The sequence below is a fragment of the Caldimonas hydrothermalis genome (assembly GCF_056746695.1).
Window position 1 is genome coordinate 112,167 of record NZ_JBWQXA010000007.1, and the last position, 26,438, is coordinate 138,604.

At 66.7% G+C, this 26,438-nt stretch carries 27 protein-coding genes and 1 riboswitch; of the genes, 6 read left to right on the top strand and 21 right to left on the bottom strand.

The window, feature by feature from the left end; genetic code table 11:
* Positions 1–14: 14 nt before the first annotated feature.
* The 11 genes from AC1ECW_RS10595 to ribD all read right to left on the bottom strand — a co-directional run bounded on the left by AC1ECW_RS10595 (position 15) and on the right by ribD (position 8,912).
* Entirely contained in the window at positions 15–443 is a 429-nt protein-coding gene (locus tag AC1ECW_RS10595) for a biopolymer transporter ExbD (RefSeq protein WP_481201782.1), read from the bottom strand.
* Positions 444–456: 13 nt separating this feature from the next.
* Positions 457–1,170 carry a protein TolQ gene (gene tolQ / locus AC1ECW_RS10600; RefSeq protein WP_481201783.1) on the bottom strand — a complete coding sequence of 238 codons (714 nt, stop codon included), beginning with the start codon at positions 1,168–1,170 and terminating at the stop codon, positions 457–459.
* A complete protein-coding gene (gene ybgC, locus AC1ECW_RS10605; protein ID WP_481201784.1) occupies positions 1,167–1,589 on the bottom strand; it encodes a tol-pal system-associated acyl-CoA thioesterase in 423 nt (140 codons plus the stop codon). Before ybgC ends, tolQ begins: the two co-directional genes overlap by 4 nt.
* Positions 1,590–1,654: 65 nt before the next feature.
* On the bottom strand, positions 1,655–2,050 hold the full coding sequence (locus AC1ECW_RS10610) for a TssQ family T6SS-associated lipoprotein (protein ID WP_409704537.1): 396 nt from the start codon (positions 2,048–2,050) through the stop codon (positions 1,655–1,657).
* A gap of 4 nt (positions 2,051–2,054) precedes the next feature.
* Complete coding sequence (locus AC1ECW_RS10615) at positions 2,055–3,752, bottom strand: serine/threonine-protein kinase (protein WP_409704535.1); 1,698 nt, start codon at positions 3,750–3,752, stop codon at positions 2,055–2,057.
* 118 nt (positions 3,753–3,870) lie between these two features.
* The gene (locus AC1ECW_RS10620; protein WP_481201785.1) at positions 3,871–5,037 is read right to left on the bottom strand and encodes a pyridoxal phosphate-dependent aminotransferase; all 1,167 of its coding nucleotides are present in this window, start codon (positions 5,035–5,037) and stop codon (positions 3,871–3,873) included.
* Between the two features lie 12 nt (positions 5,038–5,049).
* Complete coding sequence (gene nusB / locus AC1ECW_RS10625; RefSeq protein ID WP_409704531.1) at positions 5,050–5,526, bottom strand: transcription antitermination factor NusB; 477 nt, start codon at positions 5,524–5,526, stop codon at positions 5,050–5,052.
* On the bottom strand, positions 5,523–5,987 hold the full coding sequence (gene ribH / locus AC1ECW_RS10630; protein WP_409704529.1) for a 6,7-dimethyl-8-ribityllumazine synthase: 465 nt from the start codon (positions 5,985–5,987) through the stop codon (positions 5,523–5,525). Before ribH ends, nusB begins: the two co-directional genes overlap by 4 nt.
* Positions 5,988–6,014: 27 nt before the next feature.
* Positions 6,015–7,115 (bottom strand): bifunctional 3,4-dihydroxy-2-butanone-4-phosphate synthase/GTP cyclohydrolase II, encoded by a 1,101-nt coding sequence (ribBA, locus tag AC1ECW_RS10635; protein ID WP_409704527.1) that lies wholly within the window; start codon positions 7,113–7,115, stop codon positions 6,015–6,017.
* A gap of 26 nt (positions 7,116–7,141) precedes the next feature.
* Complete coding sequence (locus tag AC1ECW_RS10640) at positions 7,142–7,774, bottom strand: riboflavin synthase (protein ID WP_481201786.1); 633 nt, start codon at positions 7,772–7,774, stop codon at positions 7,142–7,144.
* A 55-nt stretch (positions 7,775–7,829) separates the two neighbouring features.
* Complete coding sequence (gene ribD / locus AC1ECW_RS10645; RefSeq protein WP_481201787.1) at positions 7,830–8,912, bottom strand: bifunctional diaminohydroxyphosphoribosylaminopyrimidine deaminase/5-amino-6-(5-phosphoribosylamino)uracil reductase RibD; 1,083 nt, start codon at positions 8,910–8,912, stop codon at positions 7,830–7,832.
* Between the two features lie 238 nt (positions 8,913–9,150).
* Here ribD and AC1ECW_RS10650 point away from each other — a divergent pair, with 238 nt between their 5' ends.
* Positions 9,151–9,624 (top strand): GspH/FimT family pseudopilin, encoded by a 474-nt coding sequence (locus AC1ECW_RS10650; protein WP_481201788.1) that lies wholly within the window; start codon positions 9,151–9,153, stop codon positions 9,622–9,624.
* Here AC1ECW_RS10650 and AC1ECW_RS10655 read toward each other — a convergent pair.
* The 9 genes from AC1ECW_RS10655 to AC1ECW_RS10695 form a co-directional block, all read right to left on the bottom strand.
* Entirely contained in the window at positions 9,621–10,100 is a 480-nt protein-coding gene (locus AC1ECW_RS10655; protein WP_481201789.1) for a type IV pilin protein, read from the bottom strand. The two genes, AC1ECW_RS10650 and AC1ECW_RS10655, sit on opposite strands and share 4 nt — an antisense overlap.
* A 5-nt stretch (positions 10,101–10,105) precedes the next feature.
* The gene (locus AC1ECW_RS10660; protein ID WP_481201790.1) at positions 10,106–14,890 is read right to left on the bottom strand and encodes a pilus assembly protein; all 4,785 of its coding nucleotides are present in this window, start codon (positions 14,888–14,890) and stop codon (positions 10,106–10,108) included.
* 41 nt (positions 14,891–14,931) lie between these two features.
* Complete coding sequence (locus AC1ECW_RS10665; protein ID WP_481201791.1) at positions 14,932–15,486, bottom strand: pilus assembly PilX family protein; 555 nt, start codon at positions 15,484–15,486, stop codon at positions 14,932–14,934.
* Between the two features lie 23 nt (positions 15,487–15,509).
* Positions 15,510–16,619, bottom strand: coding sequence for a PilW family protein (locus AC1ECW_RS10670; RefSeq protein WP_481201792.1), 1,110 nt, complete (start codon positions 16,617–16,619; stop codon positions 15,510–15,512).
* Between the two features lie 10 nt (positions 16,620–16,629).
* Positions 16,630–17,091, bottom strand: coding sequence for a type IV pilus modification protein PilV (pilV, locus tag AC1ECW_RS10675; protein ID WP_481201793.1), 462 nt, complete (start codon positions 17,089–17,091; stop codon positions 16,630–16,632).
* Positions 17,079–17,681, bottom strand: coding sequence for a GspH/FimT family pseudopilin (locus tag AC1ECW_RS10680; protein ID WP_481201794.1), 603 nt, complete (start codon positions 17,679–17,681; stop codon positions 17,079–17,081). Before AC1ECW_RS10680 ends, pilV begins: the two co-directional genes overlap by 13 nt.
* Before the next feature lie 74 nt (positions 17,682–17,755).
* Complete coding sequence (nrdR, locus tag AC1ECW_RS10685) at positions 17,756–18,214, bottom strand: transcriptional regulator NrdR (protein WP_019560971.1); 459 nt, start codon at positions 18,212–18,214, stop codon at positions 17,756–17,758.
* A 19-nt stretch (positions 18,215–18,233) separates the two neighbouring features.
* The gene (gene glyA, locus AC1ECW_RS10690) at positions 18,234–19,481 is read right to left on the bottom strand and encodes a serine hydroxymethyltransferase (protein WP_481201795.1); all 1,248 of its coding nucleotides are present in this window, start codon (positions 19,479–19,481) and stop codon (positions 18,234–18,236) included.
* Positions 19,482–19,566: 85 nt separating this feature from the next.
* Positions 19,567–19,696, bottom strand: a riboswitch (ZMP/ZTP riboswitch).
* 76 nt (positions 19,697–19,772) lie between these two features.
* Positions 19,773–20,675: a lytic transglycosylase domain-containing protein gene (locus AC1ECW_RS10695; protein WP_409704507.1), complete on the bottom strand. Its 903-nt coding sequence runs from the start codon at positions 20,673–20,675 to the stop codon at positions 19,773–19,775.
* A gap of 254 nt (positions 20,676–20,929) precedes the next feature.
* On the opposite strand from AC1ECW_RS10695, the gene AC1ECW_RS10700 reads away from it, so the two are divergent.
* Entirely contained in the window at positions 20,930–22,480 is a 1,551-nt protein-coding gene (locus tag AC1ECW_RS10700) for a UbiD family decarboxylase domain-containing protein (RefSeq protein ID WP_409704505.1), read from the top strand.
* A gap of 260 nt (positions 22,481–22,740) precedes the next feature.
* Here the strand turns inward: AC1ECW_RS10700 and AC1ECW_RS10705 are convergent, their stop codons facing one another.
* Complete coding sequence (locus AC1ECW_RS10705) at positions 22,741–23,553, bottom strand: YdcF family protein (RefSeq protein ID WP_481201796.1); 813 nt, start codon at positions 23,551–23,553, stop codon at positions 22,741–22,743.
* 123 nt (positions 23,554–23,676) lie between these two features.
* On the opposite strand from AC1ECW_RS10705, the gene msrA reads away from it, so the two are divergent.
* The 4 genes from msrA (at position 23,677) to AC1ECW_RS10725 (ending at position 26,428) form a co-directional block, all read left to right on the top strand.
* Positions 23,677–24,219 (top strand): peptide-methionine (S)-S-oxide reductase MsrA, encoded by a 543-nt coding sequence (gene msrA / locus AC1ECW_RS10710; RefSeq protein WP_481201797.1) that lies wholly within the window; start codon positions 23,677–23,679, stop codon positions 24,217–24,219.
* Positions 24,216–24,857 carry an ABC transporter ATP-binding protein gene (locus AC1ECW_RS10715; RefSeq protein ID WP_481201798.1) on the top strand — a complete coding sequence of 214 codons (642 nt, stop codon included), beginning with the start codon at positions 24,216–24,218 and terminating at the stop codon, positions 24,855–24,857. The genes msrA and AC1ECW_RS10715 overlap by 4 nt, the downstream gene beginning before the upstream one ends.
* Entirely contained in the window at positions 24,854–26,059 is a 1,206-nt protein-coding gene (locus tag AC1ECW_RS10720) for an ABC transporter permease (RefSeq protein WP_481201799.1), read from the top strand. The genes AC1ECW_RS10715 and AC1ECW_RS10720 overlap by 4 nt, the downstream gene beginning before the upstream one ends.
* Before the next feature lie 105 nt (positions 26,060–26,164).
* Positions 26,165–26,428, top strand: coding sequence for a hypothetical protein (locus AC1ECW_RS10725; RefSeq protein WP_409709867.1), 264 nt, complete (start codon positions 26,165–26,167; stop codon positions 26,426–26,428).
* The last annotated feature ends 10 nt before the right edge of the window (positions 26,429–26,438 follow it).

Genomic DNA, 26,438 nt, shown 5'->3' on the forward strand with positions numbered 1-26,438 from the left:
CCTGTGGCATGTCCTCAGCCGCCTTGCTGGCGCACGAGCAGGCCCACGCGCTCGAAGCCGCCGGCGCGCAGCCGCGACATCACGTTGACCACCGCTTCGTAGCGTACGCTGCGGTCGGCCGAGATCACGATGGGAGCAGGGTCCGCTCCCTGGATCGCGGCACGCACGTCCTGTTCGAGTCGGGACAGGGTGGTGCGGCCCGTCTCCTTGCCGTTCACGCGCAGCCGCAGCATCTCGTCGGCGCCCACCACCACCTCGACCACCCGCTGCGGCGCCGCGGCAGCGCGGCCCACGGTGGGCAGATCCACCACGGCGGTGGTGATCAGCGGGGCGCTGACCATGAAGATGATCAGCAGCACCAGCATCACGTCGATGAAGGGCACCATGTTCATCTCGCTGATGGTGCGGCGGCGGGCACCGGAGCGGGAAGCAACGGCAGGCATCGCAGTCTCCGGGTCAGTGCGTGGGCGCGCCCACGGGCAGCCCTTGGGGGCCCTGGCCGAGGTTGCGCTGCAGGATGTTGGAGAACTCCTCGATGAAGGTCTCCATGCGGATGGCCACCTGGTCGATCTGGCGTGCGAAGCGGTTGTAGGCCATCACCGCCGGGATGGCGGCGAACAGGCCGATCGCGGTGGCCACCAGGGCCTCGGCGATGCCGGGGGCCACGGTGGCCAGCGTCACCTGCTGCAGATTGGCCAGGCCGGTGAAGGCGTGCATGATGCCCCACACCGTGCCGAACAGGCCGATGTAGGGCGCCACCGAGCCCACCGTGGCCAGGAAGGACAGATGGTGCTCGATCGCGTCCATCTCGCGCTGGAAGCTGGCCCGCATGGCGCGGCGGGCGCCGTCGAGCAGCGCCCCCGCATCGGTGACACGCCGTTCGCGCAGCTTCAGGAATTCACGCATGCCCGAGGCGAAGATGCGTTCCATCGGCCCGCCCTTGCGCGGGTTGTCGCTGGCCAGGTTGTACAGGTCGTGCAGGTTGCGCCCGGACCAGAACTCGCGCTCGAATTCCTCATTGAGCCCGCGCACGCGGCCCAGGCCGAAGAACTTGCCGAAGATCACCGTCCAACTGGCCAGCGAGAGGAACATGAGCAGCAACATGACCAGCTGCACGATGAGGCTGGCTTGTGCAATGAGTTGGATGATCGACAGATCCTGGTGGGTCATGCGAGTTCCTGAAGCAGTTCCTGGGGGATGCGTTGCGGGCGCAGGGTCTGCGCATCGACGCACCCGATTCTGATCTCACCTTCGGCCAGCAAGGTTCCATGACGTAACGCCTGCTGCCGGATCACCATCGAGGCGGCCTTGGCCGAGGCGACGGCCACGGTCACCTCGAGCAGGTCGTCCAGACGGGCGGGCTGCAGGTAGCGCACGGCCGTGTGGGTGACCACGAACATCACGCGCTGTTCCCGCCGCATCGCTTCTTGCGAATATCCCCGCGCGCGCAGCCATTCGGTGCGCGCACGCTCGAAGAACTTGAGGTAATTGGCGTAGAAGACCACGCCGCCGGCGTCGGTGTCTTCCCAGTACACGCGCACCGGATGGCGATGGACGACGCAGGCAGGGTCGGCGATGGAAGCTGACATGGACGACAGGCACCGGCCCGGCGGGCAGCCGGGTCGGCAAAACCGACATTATCGCTGTGCAGGCGTCAGGGCGACTGGCGGCTCTTGAGGAAGACCGGTCCCCACAGCGGGTGCCCCGCCTCGGACTTGCTCAGGTCGAAGGTGGGGTCAGCGGCCCGCGCCGCCCGGAAGGCCGCTTCGCACCGGGCCTGACGTTGGCTGGTGCAATAGATGAAGGCCAGGTGCTTGTGGGCGGCGGCCTGGTCCTTGGGCGAGGCCAGCCCCGCCTGCAGGGCCTGGTTCAGCCGGCGCTCGGCTTCGGCGTACTGGGCATCGTCATAGGCCTTCAGGCCCGCCAGCAAGGCGCCTTCGGCGGGCCGGGCAGCCAGCTCGGTCACCCCGACCACGGGTGAGGCCACAGGCAAGGGGGCGCAGCCGGCCAGGGCGGCCAGGGCCAGGATCGAACTCGTCAGAGCTTTCATCACATCAGGGGCCGGAGGCGGATTCGAACTTGTGCCGCAGGGTCACGGGCTGGTCGGGGCTCACGGTCACGGTCACCCGGTGCGGCGGGAAGGCATCGTTGCGGATGGTGATCGTGTGCCGTCCTTCGGTCAAGGTCAGGCGGGTGAGCGGCGGGGCGATGCCCGCCGGGGCCCCGTTCACCTCGACCTGCCCCCAGGGGCTGATGGCCAACACCACTTCGCCGGTGGCCAGTGGCGCTGCCGTCGTTGCGGTGGCGGCCGGGTTGCGGCTGGCCGGGCGGGGGGCGACCGACCCCGGGGAGGACGGGCGCTCGCGGGCCGCCGCGGGACGGACCGCGGCCGGGGCTGCGGCCGGAGCCGAAGGCGCCTGGGCCGGGGCAGTCGCGTCCTCGGGCCCGGCCGTGTCGGCCACAGGCCCAGGGGCTGGGGGCTCGGCCACGGTGGCCCCAGCTGCCAGGACGGCACTGGCAGCCGGGGCGGGCGGCGGGGCCGGTGCGGGCCCGGCCGCCATGGGCGGGGCGGCTGCGACCGGCTCGTCAATCCATGAGGCCAGGCCCAGCCACAAGGCCGCGCCGGCAGACACGCCCGCAGCCACGGCCAGCGCCAGACGGCGCACACGCCCACGGCGGTGTTCAGCGGCCAGGGTCTCGTCGTGCTCCGCGGCGTCGGCTTGCTCCTCGATCCAGTGCCGCAGTTCGCGCGACAGCGCCCGCGCCGAGCGGTAGCGGTGCTCCGGGTCCTTGGCCATCGCCCGCGCGACGATCTGCGACAGCGCCGGCGGCACCGCCGGGTTGAGTTCGTGCACCGGCGGCGGCTGGTGATGCAGCACGGCCTCGGCGATTTCCGACAGCGTCGCTCCCCGGAAGGGGCGCACGCCCGACAGCAGCTCGTAGAGCACCACCCCGAGCGAGTAGACGTCGCAACGGCGGTCCACCGGGTCGTGGCGCACCTGCTCGGGGGCCATGTAGTAGGGCGAGCCGGCCGCGAAGTCGTCTTCGGTGCCCGACTCCTGCTGGCTGGCCACGCGCGCGATGCCGAAGTCCAGCACCTTCGGCTGGGTGCGGCCGGTCATGAAGATGTTGGCCGGCTTCACGTCGCGGTGGACGATGCCTTTGGCATGGGCGTAAGCCAGGGCGTCGGCGGCGCGGCGCACGATCAGCGCCGCCTCCACCGGCCGCGGCCGCCAGCCTTCCTTGATGAGCTGGCGCAGGTCCTTGCCCTTGAGCAGCTCCATCGCGATGTAGGCCCCCTGCGGGCTGGTGCCGGCATCGAAGACGGTGACGATGTGCGGGTGGTTGAGGCTCGCCACCGCGCGGGCTTCGTTCAGGAACAGGCTGTGAAAGCGCTCGCGGGCCTCGGCGGACAGCTCCAGCCCCAGGGTTTTGATGGCCACCAGACGCGACAGCAGCGGGTCCTGGGCCGCATAGACCGTCCCGAGTCCACCCTCGCCCAGACGGTACTTCAGGGCATAGCGCCCGATGTGACCGATCGTGGGCAGTTCGTCGGGGGGGATGGAGGCCGGACCGCTCCGCTTGGGCCCGGGGCCCCCGGTGGGCTCGCCCAGCTCACCGAACAGCGAGCCATGGGCGGTGTCGAGCTGCTGGGTGGAATCGAAAGACTGCGACGAATCCTGCCCGTCGCGCGAGTGCCGCGACCGGGCCTGCTCCGGAGTCAGTGCGAAGATGGTCTTCTGGAAATCCACGTGCGCAGCTTAGACGAAGCCCTTGACGCGCTGTGGGCGCGCAGTGTGAGAAATGCCCGCGAAAAGTGCTTCTGCCGGTAAGTTGTGTGTCCTGGGCTTGCAGCCCGCGCCGCCGCGCTCACAGGCAGCGTTGCAGCCGGGCGACGGCTTCCTCGAGCTGGGCCATGGCTGTGGCGTAGGACAGGCGCAGGTAGCGCTTCGTATCGGCCTGGCCGAAATCCCGTCCGGGGGTGATGGCCAGGTGGGCGCGGTGCATCAGCTCGAAGGCATGGTCCCAACTGTCGGTCGCGAAGGCCGAGCAGTCGGCCCAGGCGTAGAAGGCGCCATCGGGCATCACCGGCACAGTCAGCCCCAGGCGATTGAGGGCGGGCACGAGGAAATCACGCCGGGCGCGAAACTCGGCACGGCGGCGCTCGTACTCGGCCAGGCTCTCGGGCTCGAAGCAGGCCAGCGCCGCATGCTGGGCCACGGTGGACGGGCAGATGTAGAGGTTCTGCGCCAGCTTCTCGACCACGGCGACCATGGGCTCGGGCACCACCATCCAGCCCAGGCGCCAGCCGGTCATGCTGAAGTACTTCGAGAAGCTGTTGATCGTGACGACATCATCGCCGTGCGTGAGCGCGCTCACGCCGAAGGCCTCGTCATAGCTCAGGCCGAGGTAGATCTCGTCGACGATCGTGACCCCGCCACGGCTGCGCACTTGAGCGACGATGCGACGCATCTCGTCCGGGGCGATGGACGTGCCGGTGGGGTTGGACGGCGAGGCCAGCAGCACGCCGCGCGTGCGTTCGGTCCAGGCGGCCTCGACGGCAGCGGCGCTGAGCTGGAAGCGCTGCTCGGGGCCGCTGGGCACCATCACCCCGCGGCCTTCCGCGGCTGACACGAAATGCCGGTTGCAGGGGTAGCTCGGGTCGGGCATCAGGATCTCGTCGCCCGGCTCCACCAGCGCCAGGCAGGCGAGCTGCAGCGCGCCGGAGGCTCCGGCCGTCAGCACGATGCGCCGGGCGGGCACTTCCACGCCGAAGCGCTGCGCATACCAGGCACTGATGCGTTCTCGCAAGGGCAGCAGCCCCAGGGCATCGGTGTACTGCGTGCGGCCGTCACGCAGGCAGCGCTCGGCGGCCTCGCGCACCAGGGGCGGGGCGGTGAAGTCGGGCTCGCCGATGTTCAGGTAGATCATCGGCTCGTCGCGACAGGCGGGGCTGCGCGCGAGCTCCGCGGCCGCCTTGGCGCATTCCATCACGTAGAAGGGCGCGATGCGCCCGGTGCGCGAGGCGAATTTCATGGGTCGCAGACCTCAGGCGCGCGGGGCACGGGCGGCTTGCACCTCGGCCGGCCGCAGGTCGGCCGCGGCCTTGTCGAGCACGCCGTTGACGTACTTGTGGCCATCGGTGCCACCGAAGCTCTTGGCGAGTTCGACGGCCTCGTTGATGACCACCTTGTAGGGGATGTCCAGGCAATGGCGCAGTTCGTAGCAGCCGATCAGCAGCACCGCATGCTCCACCGGCGAGAGCTCGCTGGTCTTGCGATCCACATGGCGTGCGAGCGCGGCGTCCAGGTCGGCCGCTTCCTGGATGCAGCCATGCAGCAGGGCGTCGAAGTGGGCCGTGTCGCACTTGGCAAAACCATCCTGCTCACGCACGTGGGCATCGATCACCCCGGCGTCGCTGCCCGAAAGCAGCCATTCATAGAGTCCCTGGAGTGCGAATTCGCGCGATCGGCGGCGTGCCGACTTTGCCGGCGCACGGCGAGTTTTGGGGGGGCTTGCGGTCACGACAGATCTTCCAGCAAGTTGGCCATCTCCACGGCCACACGGGCGGCATCCCGTCCCTTCTCTTCGGCGCGCGCCCAGGCCTGGGCCTCGTTCTCCACCGTGAGGATGGCGTTGGCGATCGGCAGCTCGTAGTCCAGCGAGACGCGCGTGACGCCCGCGCCGCTTTCATTGGCCACGAGTTCAAAGTGGTAGGTCTCGCCCCGGATGATGCAGCCCAGGGCGATCAGGGCATCGAAGCGTTCGCTTTCGGCCAGGGCCTGCAGGGCCACAGGCACTTCCAGTGCGCCGGGCACGGTCACGTGCTCGATGTGCTTGTCGGCCACGCCGAGCGCGGCCAGTTCGGTGCGGCAGGCGGTGGCCAGCGCATTCGTGAGGGCTTCGTTGAAACGGGCCTGCACGATGCCGATGCGCAGATCCTCGCCGTCCAGACGGGCCGGGCGGCCCTTGTCAGCGCCTTGCATGCGTGTGCCTTCCTTTTTCGCGGTCGTTCACTGTTCCGGGCCGATGAAGGCCGTCACTTCCAGGCCGTAGCCCACCATGCTGGGCATGCGTCGTGGGCTGCCCAGCAGCTTCATTTTCGTGACCTGAAGGTCACGCAGGATCTGTGCGCCCACGCCGTAGGTGCGCAGGTCCATCTGCGCCGGCGAGCGCAGCGGCGGGGTGGTCTCGTCCGGCGCGAGGCGGCGAAGCAGTTCCTCGGTGCCTTCACCGCAGTTGAGCAGCACGGCCACGGCGCGGTCCTCCTGCTGCAACCGGGCCAGCGCCCGGCCCAGCGGCCAGGAATGTGTGCATTCGCCCACGTCGAGCAGGTCCAGCACTGACAGCGGTTCATGCACACGCACCACCACCTCGTCGTGCGGTGACCAGCGCCCCTTGACCAGGGCCAGGTGCAATCCCCCGGAGCGGTCACGGTAGACGGTGCATTCGAAGCTGCCGTGCGGGGTGTTGAGCCCTCGCTGCCCCAGGCGTTCGATCAGCGATTCGTTGCGGCTGCGGTATTCGATCAGGTCGGCGATGGTGCCGATCTTCAACCCGTGTGTCTGCGCGAAGACCTCCAGGTCGGGCAACCGGGCCATGCTGCCGTCGTCGTTCATGATCTCGCAGATCACCGCGGCCGGGGTCAGGCCGGCCATGCCTGCCAGGTCGCAGCCGGCCTCGGTGTGGCCGGCCCGCATGAGCACCCCGCCGTCCTGGGCCTGCAGCGGGAAGATGTGCCCGGGCTGCACGAGGTCGGAGGGTTTGGCGTCTCGGGCCACGGCCACCTGGACGGTGCGGGCCCGGTCGGCCGCCGAAATGCCGGTGGTCACGCCGGTGGCCGCCTCGATCGACACCGTGAAGGCCGTGCCATGCTTGGTGCCGTTGCGCGCGGCCATCGGCGCAAGCTGCAGCCGCTCGCAACGCTCGCGCGTGAGCGTCAGGCAGATCAGGCCGCGTCCGTACTTGGCCATGAAGTTGATGGCCTCGGGCGTGACATGGTCGGCGGCGAGCACCAGATCACCTTCGTTCTCACGGTCCTCCTCATCGACGAGGATGACCATGCGGCCGGCGGCCAGCTCGGCAATGAGCTCGGGAATCGGGGAGATGGGCATAGGGGTGGGATTGTAGGGGGGCGGATTCAGCCCCCGGCCGGTTGGCCGGCGGCCAGCATGCGCTCGACGTAGCGGGCGATCAGGTCGATTTCCAGGTTGACGCGCGCGCCGGGCGTGAGCCGCCCGAGGGTGGTGTGCTCGACGGTGTGCGGAATGAGGTTGATGCTGATCTCGGCGCCGTCGGGCCGGTCGTTGACACGGTTGACCGTCAGGCTCACGCCATTGACCGTGACCGAGCCTTTGTAGGCCAGGAACCGGGCCAGCTCGGCCGGGACGAGCACTCGCAGCTCCCAGGACTCGCCCACGCGCGCGAAGTGTGTCACCGTGCCCAGGCCGTCCACATGGCCGCTCACCAGGTGTCCGCCCAGGCGGTCGCTGGCGCGCAGCGCCTTCTCCAGGTTGACCCAGCCTGGTGCATCCAGCCCGGCTGTCTTGGCCAGGCTCTCGGCCGAGATGTCGATCGTGAAACGCGCCGTGCCGGCGTCGAAGCTCGTGACGGTCATGCACGCGCCGTTGAGCGCGATGCTGTCGCCGAGCTGGACGTCGTCCAGATAGCCCGCCGGGGCTTCGACGAGCAGGCGCTTGCCATGGGCGGCGCTGTCGCCCAGGGGGGTGACCTCGAGAATGCGGCCGATGCCGCTGATGATGCCGGTGAACATGGGCCGGATTGTCGCAGGGAGCCGGCATCCGCGCCGCCGCGCGGGTCAGGCCCGCTCAGAAACGCTCGCGTCCCGGCGGCCGGGCGCGCAGGCGCAGGTCCGGGCCGACCCGCTCGACGTCGAGGAAGGCCAGCGCCGGGGCGTCGTCCAGCGAGGCCAGCGGGCCGAAGCGCATCATCTCCCGCCCTTGGCCGATGAGCCGGGGCGCCAGGTAGATCAGGTACTCGTCGACCAGGCCCTCGCGCACGAACGAGCCGTTGAGCTTGTGCCCGGCCTCCACATGCAGCTCGTTGATGCCACGGTGCGCCAGATCGGCCAGCATCGCGCCCAGGTCCACCTTGCCGCCCGGGCCGCTCAGGCGGACACACCGGGCGCCGGCTGCTTCCAGGGCGGCGCGCCGGGCCGGGTGGTCTTCGGCGTGGTAGATCAGCACCTCTCCCGGCGGCGGCAGGATGCGGGCCGCAGGCGGAGTCTCCAGCCGGGAGTCGACGACCACCCGCAGCGGCTGGCGGGGCGTGTCCACCTCGCGCACATCCAGGCGCGGGTCGTCGTCCAGCACCGTGCCGATGCCGGTGAGCACCGCGCCGGCGCGGGCGCGCCAGGCATGCCCGTCGGCCCGGGCCGACGGACCCGTGATCCACTGGCTGCGGCCATCGTCGAGCGCGGTGCGGCCATCCAGCGAGGCCGCGACCTTCAGGCGCACCCACGGGCGGCCGCGCAGCATGCGGGAGAAAAAACCGATGTTCAGCTCGCGCGCCTCCTCGCCCATCAGCCCGACGTCCACCCGCACCCCCGCGGCGCGCAGGCGCTCGATCCCCTGGCCGGCCACCAGGGGGTTGGGATCCTGGACGGCCACCACCACCCGGGCCACGCCCTCGCGGATCAAGGCGTCGGCGCACGGTGGCGTGCGGCCGTGGTGGGAGCAGGGCTCCAGGGTTACGTAGACCGTGGCGCCCCGGGCCGACAGCCCGCGCTTGCGCAGCAAGGCCAGGGCCTGGGCCTCGGCGTGCGCCTGGCCGGTGGCCTGTGTGTGGGCGGCCACCACTTGGCCGTCGGGCAGCACGATGACACAGCCCACCGCCGGATTGGGCGGACACACCCGCAGCGCCTGTGCCGCCTGGGCCAGGGCTTCGTGCATGCGCCGCGCATCGGCGGGATCACCTGTCTGGGGGAGAGAACTCACCAAAGCATCCACATAGACTCCCGCCCGAGCTTCATGCACCGATGGTCGTGCCCAAAGAAGGCGCGCCGTCGGGACGACCGGCACAGACCGGGGTTTGACATTTCCTCAGGGGGGAAAGAAAGTGAAAGCTTATCCGAGACCGCGGGGGGTGGGCGGTGGGTGGTCGGCGCTGGAATCCCTGGTGGTTCTCGCCGTGCTCTCCATCCTCATTGCGATCGCTTATCCGTTGACGCGGGATCTGCTCCAAGTCAGCCGGACACGGTCGATCAGTTTTCACTTGTCGACCCATCTTGCGCTGGCACGGGCATCGGCCATCGCGAGAGGACAGCCGGTAGCCATCTCACCGCAATCAGCACGTTGGGAACAAGGGTGGCGCGTCCATACGGATCCGAACGAAAATGGGCATTGGGATGAAGGTGAGTCCGTTCTTGCAGTTCATGACGGCGACCTGCGGGTTCGGATACAGGCCAATGGAGCCACGCAGCGGTATGTTCTCTTCGACGAAAGCGGCAGACCCATTCAGACCAATGGAGCTTTCCTCTCAGGCTCGTTTCTGGTGTGTGCGCTCCCGGCAGGGCAAGTGACGGCTTTGATCATGAACGCCTCCGGGCGAACTCGTATCGAGTCCAGACTGAATCGGTGTTCCGCGGCTCAAGTTGGTGACTAGCGATCCCAGCAATCTGCGGCAGTGCGCGAAGCATCTCCCCCGGTCTTGGTTTTCTGGCCCAACTGATTGATGCCCAGCGTTCCGCAGGGATCGCCACTCATGGATCCCGTCGGGGTTGCCTGGATCACAAAGGTCGTTGCGGTGGGACTCCCGGCCGCAAAGGCGATGTTGTAGCGCGCGGTGCCACTACGGGGAGATTGCGAGAAGGGTAGCGTGACTGCAGTGCCTGCGCTCGTTGTGGAATAGCTGTTGCTCTGGGTGAAATTGCGCTCCATGAGCTGAGCTGCCTCCAGCAGCAAGGCTTTCGCGTCGGAACGATGCCCTCGGCGAACGTGCTCGATGTAGTTCGGGTACGCCACCGAGGCAAGGACAGCGACGATGACCACAACGATCATCAATTCGATGAGTGTGAAGCCCTGGCTGGTACCCGGGTGTCGCGAAGGAGAATAGAGGCGAAAAGGAGTTTTGTAAGCCATGTCGATCACCTGGAGATGAGCTGGCGCCACGAACCGCGTGGCGGACGATCACCACCCCTTTCCGTGGTGACTTGCACGCCCTCGTTGGTGCCGGTGGTGTCACTGCCGGACTGGAGCTTGAACTCTCGGGCCCCAGCAGAGATGACTCTCGGGGTGCTTGTGATGCCGACCGAGCTGCGCATGCCGCTCACTGGAGTTCCTCCCGCATAGTCGTCCGCATTGAAGACACCGTCACCATTGACGTCGAGCACGGTTTCATTGATGCGTTGGCCGGTGACAGCAGACAACTCCATCAGCCAGCTGGTACCTCCGAAACTGCACGACGAGGTCGACGGAATCAGGGTGTTGAAGATGACGCGGCCGAAACGCAGCAGCGGTGCATCGACCACCCTTTCGCCTTGGGCCGTCGGAGGGGTGGTGGGCTGGATGAGGTCGAGGAACCAGCCGCGCTGGGTCGACCAGTTGACCGCATTGGCACTCACGGTGCGCACGTCGCGGCCGGCCACCGTCGTTTCAGACAGGAGCGTTTGCTGTTGCAAGATCGATGAGCGAGTCGCTGCCGTGTAGGTGATCTCGTTGGACGGGCCTGTCTCTGGCCGATCCCATATGCCGTAGAAGCTCTGCACGGTCAAATCCGTGGGGTCGCCCTCGGCCACGTAGCGGCCGGTGCCGAAGTAGACCATGAAGCCTCCGTTCGGGTGGCGGCCCACCTCCACCGGCGCCGTGATCGGCTGGCGTTGATCATTGGCGTTGCGCGCGCTGAACAACGGACGATCTCGCGAACCGCTTCGGTTGGCAACGCGCCAGCTCGATGGATTGCTGTTGGACAGATCGAACTTCCAGAGGTTGCCGTAGAGATCGCCCGCATAAACGGTATCGATGATCCGGTCACCATTGGTATCCACCAGCGCCGGTGTGGACAGACCATTGTTGGCACCGTTGTAGGTTGTGCTGCCCGCATCGATTCCGATCCTGGCGATCTGATTGCCGGTGGCCAGATCGACGACATACAAATAGGCCCCCGAGGTCGAGCACTGATGACTTCCTGAAGTCTTGGGATAGCCGTTGCCGAAGATCACACCCCAGCTGCCGTTGGGCAGGCGTGCAATCTGAGGCTGGCTGAAGGTGTAGCACAGTTCCGTGTCGGTGAATTCCCACATCACGCTGCTGGAGGTGACGGCCGTCGGATTGGTGACGTTGATCGCAAACACCGAGCGGCCACCGGCACCCAAACCGCTGACGAGGTAGCTTCCCCAGGCTCCGCTGAGATAGGCCTCGCCGACATAGGGGGAGCCGTCCACGAAGAACTGATGCCGGTCGTTGTAATCGGGATCGGTCAGCTCCCACAGCTTCGGGTAGACGGCTCGCGGCACGTAGGCGAACACCTCGCGGCCGCCGTCGGGGCCCGTGCTGGCATTGAAGGCGTGCAACATGCCATCGTTGGCTCCGACATAAACCATCGGCGTGCGCGTGGCATTGCTGGTCACGAAGGCGTTGTAGGTCGAACCTTCTGTTCCGGGCAGACGCTCATACCCGAAGTACTGCTGCTGGACGTAAAACGGGTCGGAATTGACGATGTCGCCGAGCACCTGATCGCGATCACGGAACACGCCGCTGGCACTGCGAGACCGCTCCAGGCTGCGATCGCCACGCAGGAACTCCAATCGCTGTTCGCCTCGCGAGTCGACCACATTGCCGGGGCCGACGTTGAGTTGATTGCGCTGCGTGTTTGAGAGCGCGCTCCAGGTGAAGTTGACGCCGGTAGTGCCGTTGTGGGTGAGGATGTTGCGATCGCTGGCGGCCGGCAGCAACTGCGCGGCATCCCAGAGCTGGTTGCCCAGGCGACCATTGGACAGGAGTTGAACGGCACGCAGGCTGCCGCTCCAGCGCGTGCTGTCGAAACGGGCCTGAAAGACGGCCGTGTTCGTGCTCAACTGCGTGGAGTTCGCGGCGATGGCCGCTGCAGAGGAGCGGCGGCGCCCGATTTGCTCAAACGCGCGGGCCAGCCCTTCGACCAGGCGCACCGGGTCATTCGCAAACACGAAGTTGTCCGGGTTGCCGTCGCCATTGCTGTCCCATTCGCTCTGAAGATCAGGGCGGTTGTTGTCGTTGGTGTCTCGGAAACCTCCATACTTCGCCGCATACCAAAGCGGATCCTTGAGTGACCCGGCCGAATTTCCGGTGATCGTGTAGGTCACTGATGTCGGTGGGTTGTCGACCGTGCAATTGCGACATCCTCCCGAGGCGTTGATGAAGCCTGTGCTTCCATTCGCGACCGCCCCCGTGTCCTCTCGAATGACGGTGACGTTGCGAGGGTCGGTGTAGTCGAAGTTGTAAATGCCGGAATGGAAATGGGGGCCGTCGTTGTCCGTGCCGGAGATGATGTAGCCGAAGCCCTGGCCGTTCGCAGTCGAAGCAGAGACTGCATCCGTCGTCACCTTGAGAGAGTCCCCAGACACACGATACTCGATGATGCCCCACATGTCCTGGTCGTAGTCGCCGCCGAAGGCGCTATCTTCCCAGTTGACGTAAAACTTGCCGTAAGTCGGTGTTTGTTCGACGATCTTGAAGTCGACCAAGGTGCCGCCTCCGAACGGACCGCTGCCATTGGATGAGCGGTCCAGCCGGTAAGCCGGCAGAATGGTCACGCGACGGCCGTTGGCATTGATCTCGATGCGAGGCACATTGGTTGCCAGAGCCACCCCGTAGGTTTCGACCTTCAAGGCATTCGGAAAATCGGTACCACTCACTCCGGTGGGCAGCGGTTTGATGCGATTGGTGCGCGCGAAATGCGCCAGACCCGCAATCAGATAAGAACCATCCAGTGCGGGGGCTTCAGGGCAAAGCCCCAGTGCTTCACCGAGCGAAGACAGCGTTTTGGCCGAGCACAGGTTGTCCGCCGCCGAACCCGCCCTACCGACAAACCAATTGCCACCATTGATGCCTTCATGAGCGCCGACGGTATCGGTCATCTGGCTCGCCGTGGACGACGAGACGATGGGGCTCAGTCCGCTGACCTGGTCGGCATCGTAGCTCGACACGCTGGCATTGAAGTTGAGCACGCTCAGCGGCGTGCAGTAGTTCTGGTCGTTCAAGGGGGGCGTCCATGTGGCCACCGTCAAACCCAGGGCTTCGTCTTTGCTGCCGCTGTGGGTATACGTGAATGCCGCCGTCGGCGTCGTCCCGGACACGGAAGCCAAATAGCGCAGTGACTCGAGATAGATCTCTGCCATCGGATTGCCCCAGGAGGAGCAATTGCCCTGGTTGACTTCGGGGTCGGAGGCGCCGCTGACACGAATGGCGGTGCGCTGGTAGGTGCAGCCATCGGTGGAGCCATAACTGTCATCGTTCTGATAGCTGTAGCCGTAGATGCGCAGCGCATTGAGGTTGCGCACGATGCCGTTCGTGGGACGCCCGTTGGCATCCGTCTTGAACGTGCCGTCGCGCACGGGATCGGCACTGCGGTGGTTGATGCCCGAGCCGAAATCGGAGACCGGATGACGCAGCACACCGCCAGATACATTGCGTTGGAAAGAACCGGTCATCAGCCCGAAGAGGATCTGCCCGTCATCCCCATACTCTTGGAGCAGTCCGGTCGGCTTGTAATTGCCGGCAGGGTAGCGTTTGCAAGTTTCGCTGCCGATGAGCAAGCTGTTGCAGACCTCGACCCTGGCCACATAGGCACCACGGGCGATGCCCGTACCGAGGCCGTGAACGTCTCTCAGAGGGTTTTCCGCACTGGCATGAATGCCAGACAAAGCGGCACGGTTGCCATTGCTGCGAAAGCCCCCTGCAAAGCCACTTTGAAGGTTGTTTCTCTCCTCTGACCACAGACACTGCTGCTTTTCGTTCGCGCCCCACAGCGTGAAGTTGCCCTGGGCAACGCGGATCAAGGGCGGATTGGTGTTGGTGTGGGACAGCCGGTTCGCCGTGCTCGGGTCATTCCGTCCGATCGTGGTGTTGCAAAACGTGATACCAGACGAATTGAGATTGGTGACTCGCCAGTTGCTGGCACTGCCGGTGGCCCCCGGGGCGATGCCGGAGCTTTCGACCACCAGGGTCATCGAGGTGCCGCTCTTGGCGGACACACCGCCGATCATCCAGCGGGCGCTGTTGGCGGCATCCACCAGGCGGATCTGGTCGCCCACTTCATAGCTGAGGGAGGTCACCACCGTCTTGGTGCCTGCGGAGAAATCGACCGTGCTCGTCGAGGTGGAGGTGGCCGGTGTGTTCAGCGTTGTGGAAAAAGGGGTCAAGCGGGCGATGTCCGTGCCGTTGTAGTACTTCGCATAGGAGTGCGCATCCGTTGGCAGATACGCTCTCTCCAGCACGGTCAGGGACGATGTGTCGGTGCTGCGCATGCCCCCATAGAGGATCTTGCGCACGATGTCCATCCGCGTCATGGACACCCAGTTGAGGAAGTTGCCGCTCCATTGCCCGGATGCGCCCGAGGCGTTGCAGTATTTGTCGGTGGTGGTGGCTGCGGGCGTGAAGCGGTGATTCGTGGTGTTGTAGGTGTAGCACTTGAACGGGTCAAAATAGCCGTAGTAGTTGAAACTGTGCTTGTAGGTCGTGTCCGGTGTCCCGTCACCATCCAGATCGGAGTAATCGTTGTAGGCCTTGTAGGAGAGCTGGTGATCTTTGGAGAGGTTGAGCATCACCATGGGTGGGGTGTCACCCGTCAAGAACAAGGGCCGGTCGGAGATCGGCAAGGCGGCGACCGAGGCTGAGCCCAAGCACAACAACACGCAGACGCTGAGGCGTAGGGAGAAGGCAGCGCGCAGGTTCATATGGAAGTCCATTACGGTATGTTGGCGGTGCTGAAAGGCACTCAACGCCAGAACGTGGTCTGAAGAAATACGACGGCGTTGTCAGATCCTCCGGTCCCGCGTGCGGTGATCCGGAAGACTTGAGCGAATTGCCCCACGCCCTCGCCTTGCTTGACAGAGCTTTCCGGGTCGACCGGCACGGGAGGAAGTTGCTCGATCACATAGCGCGGGGCCGCCGCCACCCCCTGGAGCGTGCCGCTATACACCCTGTAGGCGTGGGTACTGGGTGCTTGGGTCCAGCCGGCCCATGCATGAGGGTTGTCTCTTCCACCCCACGGATTGTTTTGTGTGTGGTACAGGCCCGGTGTCGCGGATGTGGTGGCATCGAAGCTCGGCAGGGTGACCCCGCTCAAAAATGCCTCGGCCTCCCTGAGCGCAGATTCGGCCGCCTGGAACGCCAGGTTTTCGTTGCGCAGATTGCCGGCCATGCGTTCTTCCAGCGTGCTGGTTTGCATGGCGGTCACACCGAGAATCGTCAGCAGCACCAGAAAAATCAAGACCATGACCAACGAGAAGCCTCGCTGGCGTTTCATCGGTTTTTGGGAAGGGGTGTACATGGTTGTCGATGCATAAACCGAGTTCATTCCACCCGATTGCGCAGGGTGATCGTTGTCGAGTACACCTGCCTCAATCGGCGGTCGGTCGAAACGTATGGGGTGGTGGCGCCGCCGATGACGTAAGACATCGCTTCGGTAGCGACGTTGTCTTCGGGTGATTGAACGAGCATTTCGATGCGTGCGCTCACAACCCGGTCCCATTGACCGGCGGATTCCACTTGATCGGCTCGGGAGTAGGTATTCGCCGCACGGTCGTTGTCGGTGTCCACACCGTAGGTGATCTGCATGTTCTCGATGCCTTCCACCAGTTCTTCGGCAGCCGCCCCGTCGCGTGAGATTTCTCGGCGGTACAGTGCGGGCCGTCCGGCGGGATTCGTGCCCACGAAATAGAAGAATGAAGACACCCGCACGACGTCGCCATCCGTGAACTCCTTGCCCAGGGCCGTGGTGGCATTGCCTGGCGTGCCGGTGCCCGTGTTGTGGGCCAACGATCCGCTCGTGTTGGGATTGGCACTGGAGATTTGGAAGATCGCGGCGGCGATGCAGTCCGACACCAAAATGATGTCGCCTTGGGACAAGCCGTTGTTGGCGTCGACCAAAATCGCGGCGGAGCCCGGAGGCGTGCCGCCGGGGTGGGATCGCACGGGAAGCAAGGGCCCGGAAAGGCCGCGGACGATCACGGCATCGCTGCCGGCGACCGGCGCAATCGACCCTGACAGTCCTGCCGGAATGGCTGGTGACCAAGTGCTGCCGCCGACACTTGCGTCGTAGCCGCTGAGCGGTCGCTGGAAATCGAAGGGTGCCGTCGATGCATTGTTCAATGTGTTGTTCACGGTGGCGCTTCCGCCCACACATCCGAAGTAACCCGCTTGGCGAATGTCGCGCGAAAGAAAGGTGAAAGCGAACCGGGCGCTTTCCTGCAAACGGGAGATGCCTTCACCGGACCGATAGGTTTGTCGGCTGCCCACATAAACAGCGGAGATGGCCAGGATCAGGATGAGCCCGATGACCATGGCAACCATCAGTTCCACCAAAGTCAGGCCGCGCGTGGGGCGGACCAAGCGATGCCGGCCGGGGCTGCGAGCCGAGCCGCGAGGGGGAGCGAAAAGGGCGCAGGAACGAGCTGGGCTCACGGCTGGTGCCTCACAATCGGGTCTGGATGTCAAACTGTGTGGGCGAGCCGGCGCCTCGGCTGTCGTCCCATTGAACGATCACGGTCACCAACCCGTCATTGCCAATCTGAACGGAGCCGGTGCCTGCCGGCAAGCGGCGCTGCAGTTCGGCTCGCCATCGGGCCAGATCACGCTCCGGCAAACTGGTGCCGGTCGGCGCAGCAGCCGTCAGCGCAAGGTTGTAGTTTCCTGCCAAGGCTGCTTGTCGATTGGCACGCATGGCGTCGAGAACTTCGTAGCCCAGCATCGTGGCCACTGTGCGGCTGCTGGCGTTCTTGCTTCCGCCCAGCGCGCTGACTTGCAAACCCGCCAGCGCCAACAATCCGAACGAGAGGATGACGATGGTGACCAGCACTTCGACCATGGTCATGCCCTTGTGGGCGGGGCGGGTCATCGGCCGCGCGTTCAACAAAGGACGTCTCAGCCTGCGCATGTGGTCACTCCAATACGAGGGCGGCCCATGGTGTTGACCTCGATGCTGCGGCCTTGCCCTTCCAGGCACAATGAAAAAGTGGCGGTGGCTGCGGTCACCAAGCCGCCAGACCCGTTGATGCCGATGGCGCTGCCATCGGGACGAAAAGACACGCCGCGGGCGAAATCACTGTTCACCGACAGCGTGGAAGCACGCAGGGCGCTGAAAACTCTCAATGCCTCGTCGGAGCCATCGATGACGCCTGCGGAGTTGCTCGCAAGGTGGGTGTTGTCAACGAAGACGATCCAGCCACTGGCCCAACTGTTGCCCGAACCGGTGCCGCACGCCAGCGGGGTGGCCGTCGGGTCATCGGTTCGGCAGACCGTGACACGAACGCCACGCTTGACGGCCTCCGAGCGCGCCAAGTTGAGGGCGCCGATCAATTCATTCGACTGAGACGAGAGTCGATTGCGAGTGAAGAAGTCGTTGAAATTGGGGCCGGCGATCACAGCCAGGATCGCAACGATAGCGATCGTGACCATGAGTTCGATCAATGAGAATCCGGATAGCTGTGGGCGCACGGTAGAGCCTCCTCGATTGGAAGCTATCACTGCTTTTGGGCGCTGGGTTGGCCCACCCGACAAGTGGTTGCCAGTCGTCGACGTACGGAACGGCGAGTTCGCCCTCAGCGCCCGCGCCGTGAAGTTTCTCTCACCGCGTTCATGAACTCGCTGACGTCATCGAAACTGCGGTAGACGGAGGCAAAGCGGATGTAGGCGACCTTGTCCAGGCGCTTGAGCTCGCGCATGACCCATTCGCCCACACGGGTGCTGCTGACCTCGCGCTCGCCACTGTGCAGCAGCGAGGTCTCGATGCGCGAGACGGCCTGGTCGAGCGCCTCGGCGCTGACGGGGCGCTTGCGCAGCGCCAGCGTCATCGAGGCGCGCAGCTTGGCCGGGTCGAACTCGGTGCGTCGCCCGTCCTTCTTGACGATGGACGGGTATTCGATCTCCGCGCGCTCGTAGGTGGTGAAGCGCTTGTCGCACCCCATGCAGCGCCGCCGCCGCCGGATCACGTCCCCCTCGTCGGATTCACGGGTCTCGACGACCTGGGTCTCCTCGTGGCCGCAGAAGGGGCAGCGCATGGCGGGCGGCGGGTGGGGTTCAGCGGTAGACCGGGAAGCGGCGGGTCAGTTCGTGGACCTTGGCACGCACCGCGGCGATGTGGGCCTCGTCCTGGGGGTTGTCCAGCACATCGGCGATCAGGTGGGCAGTGGCCACGGCCTCGGCTTCGGTGAAGCCGCGGGTGGTCATGGCCGGCGAACCCAGGCGGATGCCGCTGGTGACCATGGGCTTTTGCGGGTCGTTGGGGATGCCGTTTTTGTTGCAGGTGATGTGCGCGCGGCCCAGCACGGCTTCCGCTTCCTTGCCGGTCAGGCCCTTGGGACGCAGGTCCACCAGCATCACGTGGCTTTCGGTGCGGCCGCTGACGATGCGCAGGCCGCGGGCCATCAGGGTTTCGGCCAGGGCCTGGGCGTTCTTGACCACCTGTTGCTGGTAGGCCTTGAACTGCGGCGACAGGGCTTCCTTGAAGGCCACGGCCTTGGCAGCGATGACGTGCATCAGCGGGCCGCCCTGGATGCCGGGGAAGATCGCGCTGTTGATCTGCTTGGCCACATGGTCCTTCATCAGGATGATGCCGCCACGCGGGCCGCGCAGGCTCTTGTGGGTGGTGGAGGTCACCACGTCGGCAAAGGGCACGGGGTTGGGGTAGACGCCGCCGGCGATCAGCCCGGCGTAGTGGGCCATGTCCACCATGAAGTAGGCGCCGACGGCCTTGGCGACCCGGGCAAAACGCTCGAAGTCGATGCGCAGGCTGTAGGCGGAGGCCCCGGCGATGATGAGCCTGGGCTTGTGCTCGTGCGCCAGGCGCTCCATCGCGTCGTAGTCGATCTCTTCCTTTTCGTTCAGGCCGTAGCTGACGACCTTGAACCATTTGCCGGACATGTTCAGCGGCATGCCGTGGGTCAGGTGGCCCCCTTCGGCCAGGCTCATGCCCATGATGGTGTCGCCCGGCTGCAGCAGCCCGAAGAACACCCCCTGGTTGGCCTGGGAGCCGGAGTTGGGCTGGACGTTGGCATGTTCGGCGCCGAACAAGGCCTTGAGGCGGTCGATGGCGAGCTGCTCGACGATGTCGACGTATTCGCAGCCGCCGTAATAGCGCTTGCCGGGATAGCCCTCGGCGTATTTGTTGGTGAGCTGGCTGCCCTGGGCGGCCATCACGGCCGGGGAGGCATAGTTCTCTGAGGCGATCAGCTCGATGTGGTCTTCCTGGCGCTGGTTTTCCTGCTGGATGGCAGCCCAGATCTCGGGGTCGACGTTGGCGACGGTGGAGGTGGAGCGGTCGAACATGGCAGTCCTCTTCAGTGCGATGAAGTCCCTCTCGTAGTGCCGGCGGCGGCTGCGACAGCGCACCCGCATACCGCGTGCTGGATCGGAGGGCTGCCCAGGCGAACGGCGAAACGGCGGCGCCCGAGGCGGCCGCCGGCTGCACTTCCCGGTGGTTCACCACCTCAGGCGCTCACCCCGGGGCGGGGTGGGCCTTATCGCCAGTTGTGCAACGGCCGCAGTGTACTGGAGAACGCGGCACACCGGCCTGCGGTGCGCAGGAGCACCGCAGGCCGGGTGCCGCAAGATGGAGATTCAGGAGGCCTGGGCCACCTGGGTGTCGGCGCTTGGCTGATGGGCAGCATTGGTCTCGGGCGCGGAGGCTGCGGCAGCCGGCGCCGTGGCCGGGGCGCTCGTGCGCACGAGTTGCGGCACCGTGACGGGCACCGGGCGGCCCTGGGCCACGTTGCGCAGGTGGTTGCGCTCGGACAGCACCTTGGCTGCATAGCCGCCGTCGTGGGGCAGGTTGGCCGCGCCCACGTACCACTTCAGGCCACCTTCCAGGCTGCCGGCGCGGCTGATGTACTCGCGCAGGATCTGGGCGCCCACGCGCAGGTTGCTCACCGGGTCGAAGGCCGCATGGGTGCCGCCGAAGGCCTCGTACTTGTCATCGTGGACGCGGGTCATGACCTGCATCAAGCCCTGGGCGCCCACCGGGCTCTGGGCGAAGGGGTTGAAGCTCGATTCGATGGCGATCACGGCCAGCAGCAAGGTGGGGTCCAGGCCGGTGCGTTCACCGACCTCCCAGGCCTCCTTGACCAACCGGGCCACCGGCTCGGGCGCGACGCGGTAGCGGCGCGAGATCCACTGGACGATCGCGGCCTGCTCCTTGCCGAGTTCGCGGGGGTCCGCGGCGGTGACGCGCCGGATGGCCTCAGGCTCGGCCAGCGCGGCCACGAGGCTCTCGTCCTCGCTCAGGCGTGCCTCCTGGCGCTGGAGCAGCCAGCCCAGGGCATGCTGCTCCAACTGGTGGCGCAGGTCGGGCCGGCCCAGGCCGAAGAGGGTCGCACCCAGCACGAGCAGGCCCAGCAGCGCCAGGCCGTTGTGGCTGATGTCGAGCAGGCCTTGGCCGACGTCCCGGACGAAAACCGAGACGCAGCGGGCCATCGACTGCGTTGTCTGCGACACCCGGTGCCGCAGGGTGTGGGTCGCTGTCATGTCACTCCTTTCCGTCCGCGGGGACCGGACGACCGGTGTCGTGGCCCGGCCTGGCCCGCGGAGATAATGCCCCGCCACCCTAGAAAGTCAGGCGCCTGCAGGATGCAAGGCCCGGGTGGGCGGTTGATGGCATTGGCAGCGTGAAGTGCACCGGCAGCCGGTGCGGGTTATCCCTGATGGGAGACGGCCGGATTCTAGGAAGGCTCGAAATAACCAGTCAAGCCTTTGAATCCGATTGCTAATTATGCAAGGTTATGAAGTACCGAGATTTGCGTGATTTTGTTGACAAGCTGGAGGCCATGGGCGAGCTGCGGCGTGTTCACGAGCCAGTGTCCACTCACCTGGAAATGACGGCCTTGTGCGACCGTGTCCTCCAGTCGGGTGGCCCGGCGCTGTGGTTCGAGCAGCCGGTGGGTCACCGCATCCCGGTCCTGGGCAATCTGTTCGGCACCCCCAAACGTGTGGCCCTCGGGATGGGGGAGGAGGACGTGCAAGCCCTGCGGGGCATTGGCGAACTGCTGGCCCGGCTGAAGGAGCCCGAGCCGCCGCGCGGGCTCAAGGACGCTGGCCGACTGGTGCAGATGGCCAAGGCGCTGTGGGACATGAAGCCGGCCGTGGTGCGGCAGGCGCCGTGCCAGTCGGTGGTCTGGGAAGGGGCGGAGCTGGACCTCTCACGCCTGCCCATTCAGCATTGCTGGCCGGGGGATGTGGCGCCGCTGATCACCTGGGGGCTGGTGGTGACGCGCGGGCCGCAGTCGGTGCCTCATCCGCGTGTGCGCCAGAACCTGGGCATCTACCGCCAGCAGGTGATCGGGCCGCGGCAGCTCATCATGCGTTGGCTCGCCCACCGGGGCGGCGCGCTGGATTTCCGCGAGTTCGCGCTGGCCCAGCCGGGCCGGCCCTTCCCGATCGCGGTGGCCCTGGGGGCGGACCCGGCCACCATCCTGGGGGCGGTGACGCCCGTGCCCGACAGCTTGTCGGAATACCAGTTCGCCGGCCTGCTGCGCGGCTCGCGCACCGAGGTGGTGGACACGGCCGTCGGCGAGGGGGCGACCCGGCTGCAGGTGCCCGCCAGTGCCGAGATCGTGCTGGAGGGGCACATCCCGGTGGCGGCGCCGGGGTACACGGGGACCTCGCCCCACGGCGTGCCCCTGAAGGAGAAGGGTGGCTACCTGCACGCGCTGGAAGGGCCTTACGGGGATCACACCGGTTATTACAACGAGCAGGACTGGTTCCCGGTGTTTGAGCTGTCGCGCATCACGATGCGCGAATCGCCGATCTACCACTCCACCTACACCGGCAAGCCGCCTGACGAGCCGGCCGTGCTGGGGGTGGCGCTCAACGAGGTGTTCGTGCCCATCCTGCGCAAGCAGTTTCCCGAGATCGTGGACTTCTATCTTCCGCCCGAGGGCTGCAGCTACCGTATGGCCATCATCAGCATGCGCAAGGCCTATGCGGGCCATGCCAAGCGCCTGATGTTCGGGGTGTGGAGCTTCCTGCGGCAGTTCATGTACACCAAGTTCATCGTGGTCACCGACGAGGATGTGGACATCCGCTCGTGGGCCGACGTGATCTGGGCCCTCACCACCCGGGCCGACCCGGTGCGCGACACCACGCTGGTGGAACACACGCCGATCGACTACCTGGACTTCGCCTCGCCGGTGTCGGGGCTGGGGGGCAAGATGGGCATCGATGCGACGAACAAGTGGCCCGGCGAGACGCACCGCGAATGGGGCCGCTTGATCACGATGGACGCGCAGGTGCGCTCGCGCATGGACGCGCTGTACGAGCGCTTGTTCTCATGAGGCCCACGGCGGGGCGTCGGGCCCGGTCATGGCGGGCGGTAATGGAGGCCTGCCTGCTCATTGGAAATGCGAACTGGCGTCCGGCGGCTGGCTTCGGTATCTTTGAGTCGCCTGCACGGTTGCAGGTGTTTCCGATGCGCAGTCTCTGCGCGTAAGGAGCCCCGGACTTCTTCCCTCCGGAGCCCCGAAACGTGGCGTCACGCCACCCCCCCTCCGGCCGGTCAGGCTCGGAGGGGTTTCTTCTTGGTGCGGTCGTTGTCTCAGTATCCCAGCACCAGGGCGAGCCACTCGCGCCAGGCGTGGCGGTTCTCGATCAGCCCTGGCAGGCTTGGAGACCAGTGGGCCAGGTGCGAGGTCTGCAGGGGCAGCAGCCCCATCGGCGCCGGCTGGATTGTCAGGCCGCTGCCACCCAGGGCCTCGGTGAAGGCTCGCTGTGCGCGCGGCATGTGCCAGACATGGGTGACGAGCACGATCTTGCGCACGCCGGCCTGGCGCAGCAGTGCCGCCGTGCGGCCGGCATTCTCGCGGGTGTCGCGCGAGCCGTCTTCCACCCAGCGCAAGGCGGTGCCGTGCTCTTCCCGTGCGATGCGTTCAGCCACTCGGGCTTCGGGCGTCACGGATTCAGGCAGTCCATGCGGGATGCCACCGCTGTAGGCCAGCGGCAGGCCGGTCTGGCGCGCGAGCCACAGGCCGTAGCGCAGGCGTTGCAGGCCGGTGGCCGACAGGTCCGACAGGCGGTAGTCCGGCGAGCGTGGCACCAGGCCCCCGCCCAGCACGACGATGGCCACAGTGGGATTGCCTTTGGCCTGGGCCTTGGCCTGGGTTTTCAGCTCATCGAGGTCGATGGGGCCGAGGGCCGGCGGCACCCTGAGCACAAAGGACTGGGTGACCCAGGCCCAGCCCGTGGTCGAGCCCAGCCACAACCCCGCACAGGCCAGCAACACCAGGGCGATGCCCAGCGCGCGGCGTGGACGCCATTGGCGCAGGCCGACCAGCAGCAGCACGATGAACACCCCGGGGGGCAGGACCAGGGCCAGCAGGTAAGGCAGATAGGGCGCGAGGCTGTCGGACATGGGCTGCAATCGAGGCCGGGGGGGGGGGACGCCGCGATTGTGCAGGAAAGCCCCTGCAGTTCATCGCCCCAAGCCGAGACCCGCGGCGAGCTTCGTTAAGCTTGGCGGCTTTGGAGCCTGGCGATGTCCGAAGCGCAAGAGATCACCCTGGCCGGAGGCTGCTTCTGGTGCCTGGAGGCGGTGTACGACCGCGTCGAAGGCGTGCTCGACGTGGAGTCGGGCTATTCGAACGGGAGCTGGCACAGTCCCAGCTACGAACAGGTGTGCTCGGGGCAGACCGGTCATGCCGAGGTCGTGCGCGTGCGTTTCGACCCGCAACGCATCAGTCTGCGGGAGATCCTCGAGATCTTCTTCACGATCCACGATCCCACGACGCCGAACCGCCAGGGCCATGATGTGGGGCCCCAGTACCGCTCGGGGATCTATTTCCACGACGCCGAGCAGGAGCGTGTGGCGCGCGCGATGATCGCCGAGCTGACGGCAGCCGGGGCCTGGAAGGACCCCATCGTGACCGAGGTCGCCCCGGTGGACAACTACTGGCCGGCCGAGCCCTACCATCAGGACTATTTCCTGAAGCATCCCGAGCAGGGCTATTGCGCCCATGTCGTTGCGCCCAAGGTGGAGAAGTTCCGCCGGACCTTCGCCCACAAGGTGCGCTCGGGATGATCGTCTGGCGTGATCTGAGCTTGCAGCATCCGCGCGGCCCGCTGCTGCGCTTTCCCGACCTGCGGCTGGAGGCCGGGCGCGTGCTGTTGCTGCGTGGGGCTTCGGGCACGGGCAAGTCCAGCCTGCTGGCCTTGCTGGCCGGGTTGCTGACGCCCACCACCGGCGAGATCGAGGTCGACGGCACGCCGCTGCACCGGCTGTCGCCGCGCCAGCGTGATGCCTGGCGTGCGGCCCGGCTGGGCGTGCTGCCGCAGCGGCTGCATCTGAGCGAAAGCCTGAGCGTGGCCGACAACCTGGCCCTGGCCCTGTGGGCCGGTGGGGTGGCCGGACAGGCGCGCGCGCGCGTGCCGCAGGTGCTGGGGCGCCTGGGCGTGGCCGATCTGGCGGGGCGCCGCCCCCATGAGCTCAGCGGGGGCCAGGCCCAGCGGGTGGCCCTGGCCCGCGCGGTGCTGCGCGAGCCCCGCGTGCTGCTGGCCGACGAGCCCACCGCCAGCCTGGACGACGAGGCGGCCGCCGACGTGCTGGCGCTGTTGCGCGAGCAGTGCCGCCAGCGGGGCGCGACCCTGGTGATTGCCACCCATGACCGCCGCGTGGTGCAGGCGCTGGCGGGCGACGATCCGGTGGAGCTGCGGCTGTGAACCTCGCACGCCTGTCGTGGACCTACCTCTGGGCGCGTCCGCTGGTGACGCTGCTGCATCTGCTGCTGCTGAGCCTGGGCCTGGCGGCGATCAGTCTGGTGTTGCTCGTCAGCGAGCAGGTCGAGCAAGGCCTGCGGCGCGACCTGGCCGGCATCGATCTGGTCGTGGGGGCCAAGGGCAGCCCGTTGCAACTCATCCTGTCCGGGGTGTTTCATCTGGATGTGCCCCCCGGCAACATCCCGGCCGAGACCGTGCACGAGTTGCGTTCACATCCGCTGGTCGAGACGGTCATCCCGGTCTCGCTGGGCGACAGCTACCGGGGGTTTCGCATCGTGGGCACCGAGCCGGCCTACCTGGAGCACTACGGCGCGAAGCTCACCCAGGGCCGCCTCTGGGCGGGGACGCTGGAGGCCGTGCTGGGGGCCGATGTGGCGGCACGCACGGGCCTGCGCCCGGGCGACCGCTTCGTCGGCGTGCACGGGCTGGGCAGCGAGGGCGAGGCCCATGGCGACACCCCCTACACCGTGGTGGGGGTGCTCGAACGCAGCGGCAGGGTGCTCGACCGGCTGATCCTCACCTCCACCGAGTCGGTGTGGGAGGTGCACGAGACCGAGACCGCGTTGGACGAGGAGGACCGCCGCTACCTCGAGGCTGAGCGCGAAGTCACCCTGCTGTTGCTGCGCTACCGCAGCCCGCTGGCGGCCGTGAGCCTGCCGCGGCTGATCCATGCCCAAACGGCGCTGCAGGCGGCCTCACCGGCACTGGAGACGGCCCGCCTGCTGCGCATCGTCGGGGTGGGGGCCGAGGTGTTGCGCGGGTTCGGGCTGGTGCTGCTGGTGGTGGCGGCGCTGTCGGTGTTCATCGGCCTGTACCATGCCGTGCGCGAGCGGGCCAACGACCTGGCCATGCTGCGCATGCTGGGGGCCCCGCCGCACAAGGTGGCTGCCGTGGTGCTGGCCCAGGCCCTGTGGCTGGCCGCGGGGGGCTTGTTGCTCGGCCTGGCCCTGGGCCACGGCTTGACGTCTCTGTTAGGCTGGGCCCTGGCGCAGCGCCAGTCGGTGGCGCTGAGCGGCTGGACCTGGCTGGGCGCCGAATGGGGCGTGGTGGCCGCGGCCTTGGGGTTGGCGGTGCTCAGTGCCGCCTTGCCGGCCTGGCAGGCCTACCGGCTCGACGTGATGCGGCTGCTGCAAGCGCCGCGATGACGGGCGGCCGCCCCGGGGCAGGCCGCCGGATCTCGCGGATGAACCTTCCGGCGGGCGGCGGGTCGACGTCGCATGTCTTGGCTTTGTCATGGAGAGTCTTTTGTCATGATTGACCGTGTTCTGTTCTCGCTGGTGCTGGCCTTCCCTCTGATGCTGGGCGCTGCAGGGGTCCAGGCCCAGCAAGCGCCGGTTTTGTCCGACCATGTGAAGAAGGACATCGAGCGCCACCGCGCGATGGCGGCGGCCCATGAGGCCGCGGCGCGCTGCCTGGAGTCCGGCAAGAGCGAGGACGCCTGCCTGAAAGAGCTGCAGGCGGCCTGCAAGGGCCTGGGCATCGGCAAGCACTGCGGCATGCGTCACGTCCACTGAGCACCTTCCG

What these genes read in the sequence shown, in the direction of transcription:
- AC1ECW_RS10665 (WP_481201791.1), bottom strand. Translation starts at nt 15,486, where the DNA reads ATGTACACCCCTTCCCAAAAACCGATGAAACGCCAGCGAGGCTTCTCG.
- AC1ECW_RS10655 (WP_481201789.1), bottom strand. Translation starts at nt 10,100, where the DNA reads ATGGCTTACAAAACTCCTTTTCGCCTCTATTCTCCTTCGCGACACCCG.
- tolQ (WP_481201783.1), bottom strand. Translation starts at nt 1,170, where the DNA reads ATGACCCACCAGGATCTGTCGATCATCCAACTCATTGCACAAGCCAGC.
- ribH (WP_409704529.1), bottom strand. Translation starts at nt 5,987, where the DNA reads ATGCAAGGCGCTGACAAGGGCCGCCCGGCCCGTCTGGACGGCGAGGAT.
- ybgC (WP_481201784.1), bottom strand. Translation starts at nt 1,589, where the DNA reads ATGTCAGCTTCCATCGCCGACCCTGCCTGCGTCGTCCATCGCCATCCG.
- AC1ECW_RS10620 (WP_481201785.1), bottom strand. Translation starts at nt 5,037, where the DNA reads ATGAAATTCGCCTCGCGCACCGGGCGCATCGCGCCCTTCTACGTGATG.
- pilV (WP_481201793.1), bottom strand. Translation starts at nt 17,091, where the DNA reads ATGCGCAGGCTGAGACGTCCTTTGTTGAACGCGCGGCCGATGACCCGC.
- AC1ECW_RS10715 (WP_481201798.1), top strand. Translation starts at nt 24,216, where the DNA reads ATGATCGTCTGGCGTGATCTGAGCTTGCAGCATCCGCGCGGCCCGCTG.
- AC1ECW_RS10660 (WP_481201790.1), bottom strand. Translation starts at nt 14,890, where the DNA reads ATGAACCTGCGCGCTGCCTTCTCCCTACGCCTCAGCGTCTGCGTGTTG.
- AC1ECW_RS10640 (WP_481201786.1), bottom strand. Translation starts at nt 7,774, where the DNA reads ATGTTCACCGGCATCATCAGCGGCATCGGCCGCATTCTCGAGGTCACC.
- ribD (WP_481201787.1), bottom strand. Translation starts at nt 8,912, where the DNA reads ATGCACGAAGCCCTGGCCCAGGCGGCACAGGCGCTGCGGGTGTGTCCG.
- msrA (WP_481201797.1), top strand. Translation starts at nt 23,677, where the DNA reads ATGTCCGAAGCGCAAGAGATCACCCTGGCCGGAGGCTGCTTCTGGTGC.
- AC1ECW_RS10725 (WP_409709867.1), top strand. Translation starts at nt 26,165, where the DNA reads ATGATTGACCGTGTTCTGTTCTCGCTGGTGCTGGCCTTCCCTCTGATG.
- ribBA (WP_409704527.1), bottom strand. Translation starts at nt 7,115, where the DNA reads ATGCCCATCTCCCCGATTCCCGAGCTCATTGCCGAGCTGGCCGCCGGC.
- glyA (WP_481201795.1), bottom strand. Translation starts at nt 19,481, where the DNA reads ATGTTCGACCGCTCCACCTCCACCGTCGCCAACGTCGACCCCGAGATC.
- AC1ECW_RS10695 (WP_409704507.1), bottom strand. Translation starts at nt 20,675, where the DNA reads ATGACAGCGACCCACACCCTGCGGCACCGGGTGTCGCAGACAACGCAG.
- AC1ECW_RS10700 (WP_409704505.1), top strand. Translation starts at nt 20,930, where the DNA reads ATGAAGTACCGAGATTTGCGTGATTTTGTTGACAAGCTGGAGGCCATG.
- AC1ECW_RS10610 (WP_409704537.1), bottom strand. Translation starts at nt 2,050, where the DNA reads ATGAAAGCTCTGACGAGTTCGATCCTGGCCCTGGCCGCCCTGGCCGGC.
- AC1ECW_RS10595 (WP_481201782.1), bottom strand. Translation starts at nt 443, where the DNA reads ATGCCTGCCGTTGCTTCCCGCTCCGGTGCCCGCCGCCGCACCATCAGC.
- nrdR (WP_019560971.1), bottom strand. Translation starts at nt 18,214, where the DNA reads ATGCGCTGCCCCTTCTGCGGCCACGAGGAGACCCAGGTCGTCGAGACC.
- AC1ECW_RS10705 (WP_481201796.1), bottom strand. Translation starts at nt 23,553, where the DNA reads ATGTCCGACAGCCTCGCGCCCTATCTGCCTTACCTGCTGGCCCTGGTC.